Source organism: Microbacterium sp. P2_F9, assembly GCF_056403635.1.
In genome coordinates, this window is sequence record NZ_JBFUFC010000274.1 from 1 (window position 1) to 3,730 (window position 3,730).

Annotated in this window: 3 protein-coding genes; all 3 read left to right on the plus strand. The window is 72.2% G+C overall.

The annotated features are described in order from the left end of the window. Positions 1 to 220 precede the first annotated feature (220 nt). Complete coding sequence (gene purN / locus AC1DVT_RS18615) at positions 221 to 811, plus strand: phosphoribosylglycinamide formyltransferase (RefSeq protein WP_477390703.1); 591 nt, start codon at positions 221 to 223, stop codon at positions 809 to 811. 31 nt (positions 812 to 842) lie between these two features. Beyond that, positions 843 to 2,450: a bifunctional phosphoribosylaminoimidazolecarboxamide formyltransferase/IMP cyclohydrolase gene (purH, locus tag AC1DVT_RS18620; protein ID WP_457100066.1), complete on the plus strand. Its 1,608-nt coding sequence runs from the start codon at positions 843 to 845 to the stop codon at positions 2,448 to 2,450. A gap of 91 nt (positions 2,451 to 2,541) precedes the next feature. Then, positions 2,542 to 3,730, plus strand: a 1,189-nt coding sequence (locus AC1DVT_RS18625; protein ID WP_477390705.1) for a bifunctional transcriptional activator/DNA repair enzyme AdaA, incomplete at its 3' end; no start/stop codon positions are given.

The window sequence follows — 3,730 nt, forward strand, 5'->3', positions numbered from 1 at the left end:
CGCGCCGGCCGAGCCTGTGGCTGCGCCGGCGCCGCCGGTCGCCGATCCCGACGCGGACACGGCGCCGATCCCTCTCCCGCCGCGGGCAGGGTCGCCGGATCAGGAGAAGTCGCGACGTCAGGACGATCCGGACGATTCCAGCCTGTAGTCGCCGCATCACCTGATCCGGCGACACTGTCGGCCGCCGCAGAGCCCGGACACCCGTCAGTAGACTGGACCTGTGCTCACGGTCGCCGTCCTCATCTCCGGCGCCGGGTCGAATCTCCGGGCCCTGCTGGACGCTGCAGCGGACCCCGACTTCCCGGCGCGCATCGTGGTCGTCGGCGCCGATCGCGAGGCCGAGGGGTTCGCGCACGCGGAGGACTACGGCGTCCCCTCGTTCCTGGTCCCGTGGCGTGAATTCGACACGCGCGAGGAGTGGGGCGCTGAGCTCGTCGCCCAGCTCGAGGTGTGGCAGCCCGACCTCGTCGTGCTGAGCGGACTGATGCGCCTGCTGCCCGCCGCGGTGGTCGAGGCGTGGGCGCCTCGCATCATCAACACCCACCCGGCTTACCTTCCCGAGTTCCCCGGGGCCCACGCGGTCCGCGACGCGATCGCCGCCGACGCGGCGCAGTCCGGCGCGAGCGTCATCATCGTCGACGACGGCGTCGACACCGGTCCGGTGATCGCGCAGGAGCGCGTCCCGGTGCTGCCCGGCGACGACGAGCACACCCTGCACGAGCGCATCAAGCCCGTCGAACGACGTCTGCTGATCGATGTGGTCCGCAGGATCGCGACCGGCGAGCTCGACCTCGCCGCGGCATCCGTCTGATCTTCCCCGACCCGAACCGAGGAGTCCCCCCATGGCCGGCCCGACCCACGACCCCGCCCTGTACCGCGACCGCGATGTCGTCCCCATCCGCCGGGCCCTGGTCTCGGTCAGCGACAAGACCGACTTGCTGCGGCTCGCCGAGGCGCTCGCCGGCGCCGGTGTCGAGATCGTCTCCACGGGCTCGACGGCGTCGAAGATCCGCGAAGCCGGCTACGCGGTGACGGATGTCGCGTCCGTGACCGGCTTCCCCGAGTCGCTCGACGGCCGTGTGAAGACGCTCCACCCGGGGGTGCACGCGGGGCTGCTCGCCGACCTCCGGCTCGAGGATCACGAGCGCCAGCTCGAAGAGCTGCACATCGACCCGTTCGAGCTCGTCGTGGTGAACCTCTACCCGTTCGTCGAGACTGTCGCCTCGGGCGCCGTCGGCGACGATGTGGTGGAGCAGATCGACATCGGCGGACCGGCGATGGTGCGCGCCTCGGCCAAGAACTTCGCCAACGTCGCGATCGTCGTCGCGCCGGAGTCCTACCCGGCGATCATCGAGGCGCTCGGCTCAGGCGGAACGTCCCTCGCACAGCGGCGCGAGCTGGCCGCGCGTGCGTTCACGCACACGGCGCAATACGACCGGGCGGTCGCCACCTGGTTCGCCGAGGGCACGCTGAGCGAGGACGAGGACCTCCCGCAGCACCTCACGATCAAGGCGGAGCGCCTCTCCACCCTGCGCTACGGCGAGAACTCGCACCAGCGCGCCGCGATCTACTCGCGCATCGGCGGGCACGGGATCGCGCAGGCGACGCAGCTGCAGGGCAAGGAGATGTCGTACAACAACTACGTCGACGCCGATGCCGCGCTCCGCGCCGCGTTCGACATGGTCAAGCCCGCGGTCGCGATCATCAAGCACGCCAACCCGTGCGGGATCGCCGTCGCGGCCCCGAACGCCCTCGACCCGATCGCCAGCGCCCACCTGCGCGCGCACGAGTGCGATCCGGTCTCGGCGTTCGGCGGGGTCATCGCCGCCAACCGCACCATCACGCTGAAGATGGCCGAGAACCTCCGCGACATCTTCACCGAGGTCATCGTCGCGACCGACTTCGAGCCGGAGGCCCTCGAGGTCTTCGCGCTCAAGAAGAACCTGCGCGTGCTGCAGCTCCCCGCCGACTGGCGCCAGGAGCCGATGGACGTCCGCCTCCTGTCCGGTGGTCTGCTGCTGCAGGACGCCGACCGGTTCCCCGATGAGTTGGAGGTCGTCGCCAAGGACTGGCAGCTCGTGTCCGGCGAGCGCCCCTCCGACGATGAGATGACCAACCTGATCTTCGCCTGGAAGGCCTGCCGCGCCGTCAAGTCGAACGCGATCGTGCTGGCCAAGGGCTCGGCGACGGTGGGCATCGGCATGGGCCAGGTCAACCGCGTGGATTCGTGCCGGCTCGCGGTCGAGCGCGCCGGGGCGCGCGCGGCCGGCTCGGTCGCGGCATCCGATGCCTTCTTCCCGTTCGCGGACGGGCCCCAGGTGCTGATCGACGCCGGCATCTCGACGATCGTGCAGCCCGGTGGTTCGGTGCGCGACGACGAGGTCATCGAGGCGGCGCGGGATGCCGGGGTCACGATGTTCTTCACGGGCGAGCGGCACTTCTTCCACTGAGCCCGGGTGACGTGCGGGGGTCGCGGGATCGCCGCACCGCCGTGTCCGATTTCCGCGAGCCGGACGGCTCGGTGCGTGTCAGGCTAGGGGCATGCACTCCCCGGGAATGACCTTCGATGAGCGCTACCGCGTCATCGAATCGCGTGATGTGCGCTTCGACGGGCAGTTCGTCACGGCCGTGCGCTCGACCGGGATCTACTGCCGGCCGAGCTGCCCCGCACGCACGCCGAAGCCGGTGAACGTCACCTTCTACGCGACGAGCGCCGCCGCGCACGAGGCCGGGTATCGGGCGTGCAAGCGCTGCCTTCCCGAGGCGGCGCCCGGGTCGCCGGAGTGGAACCTCCGCGGCGACACGACCGCCCGGGCGATGCGCCTGATCGCCGATGGGGTGGTCGAGCGCGAGGGTGTCCCCGGTCTCGCCCGGCGCCTCGGCTACTCGCCTCGGCACCTCACCCGGCTGCTGACCGCCGAGCTCGGCGCGGGACCGCTCGCCCTCAGCCGTGCGCACCGCGCCCACACCGCCCGCATGCTGCTCGTCGGCACCGACCTGCCGGCGGCCGATGTCGCGTTCTCCGCCGGCTTCGCGAGCGTGCGGCAGTTCAACGACACCGTGCGGGAGGTGTTCGGGATGCCTCCACTCGAGCTTCGCGCCCGGCGCACGGCGACGGGCCGGCCCGCCGAAGCGCCGGCCGGGGCGATCGACCTCGTGCTGCCGCACCGCGGACCGCTCGATGCCGACGGGCTGTTCGCGTGGATGGCGGCCAGGGAGATTCCGGGGGTGGAGGTCGCGACGCCGGCCTCGTTCGCCCGGACCCTCCGGCTTCCTGGCGGTCCGGCGTGGTTCGAGCTGCGCGTCGACGAGATCGGCCGGGTGCGCCTGCGGGCACGGCTCGCCGCGCTCAGCGACCTGCCCGCGACGGTGGCCCGGGCGCGGAGGCTCTTCGACCTGGATGCCGATCCGGTGGCCGTCGACGATGCGCTGGCGCGGCATCCGGAGCTCTCCGGGCGCGTCGCGCACCTGCCGGGGATCCGCGTGCCCGGCGCCGCCGAGCCACACGAGATGCTGATCCGCGCGATGATCGGCCAGCAGATCACGGTGGCCGCCGCGCGCACCGCCCTCACGGCGCTCACCGAGGCGCTGGGCGAGCAGACCACTGGTTTCGACGGCACCAGCCGGCTCTTCCCCACGATGACGGCCATCGCCGAGCACGGCGCGGAGGTGCTGCGCGGGCCGGCCGCGCGCATCCGGGCCGTCGTCGGGGCAGCGGCCGCGCTCGCCG

Bases quoted from the DNA above. Each gene is read 5' to 3' on its own strand.
- purH (WP_457100066.1), top strand. From the start codon at position 843: ATGGCCGGCCCGACCCACGACCCCGCCCTGTACCGCGACCGCGATGTC.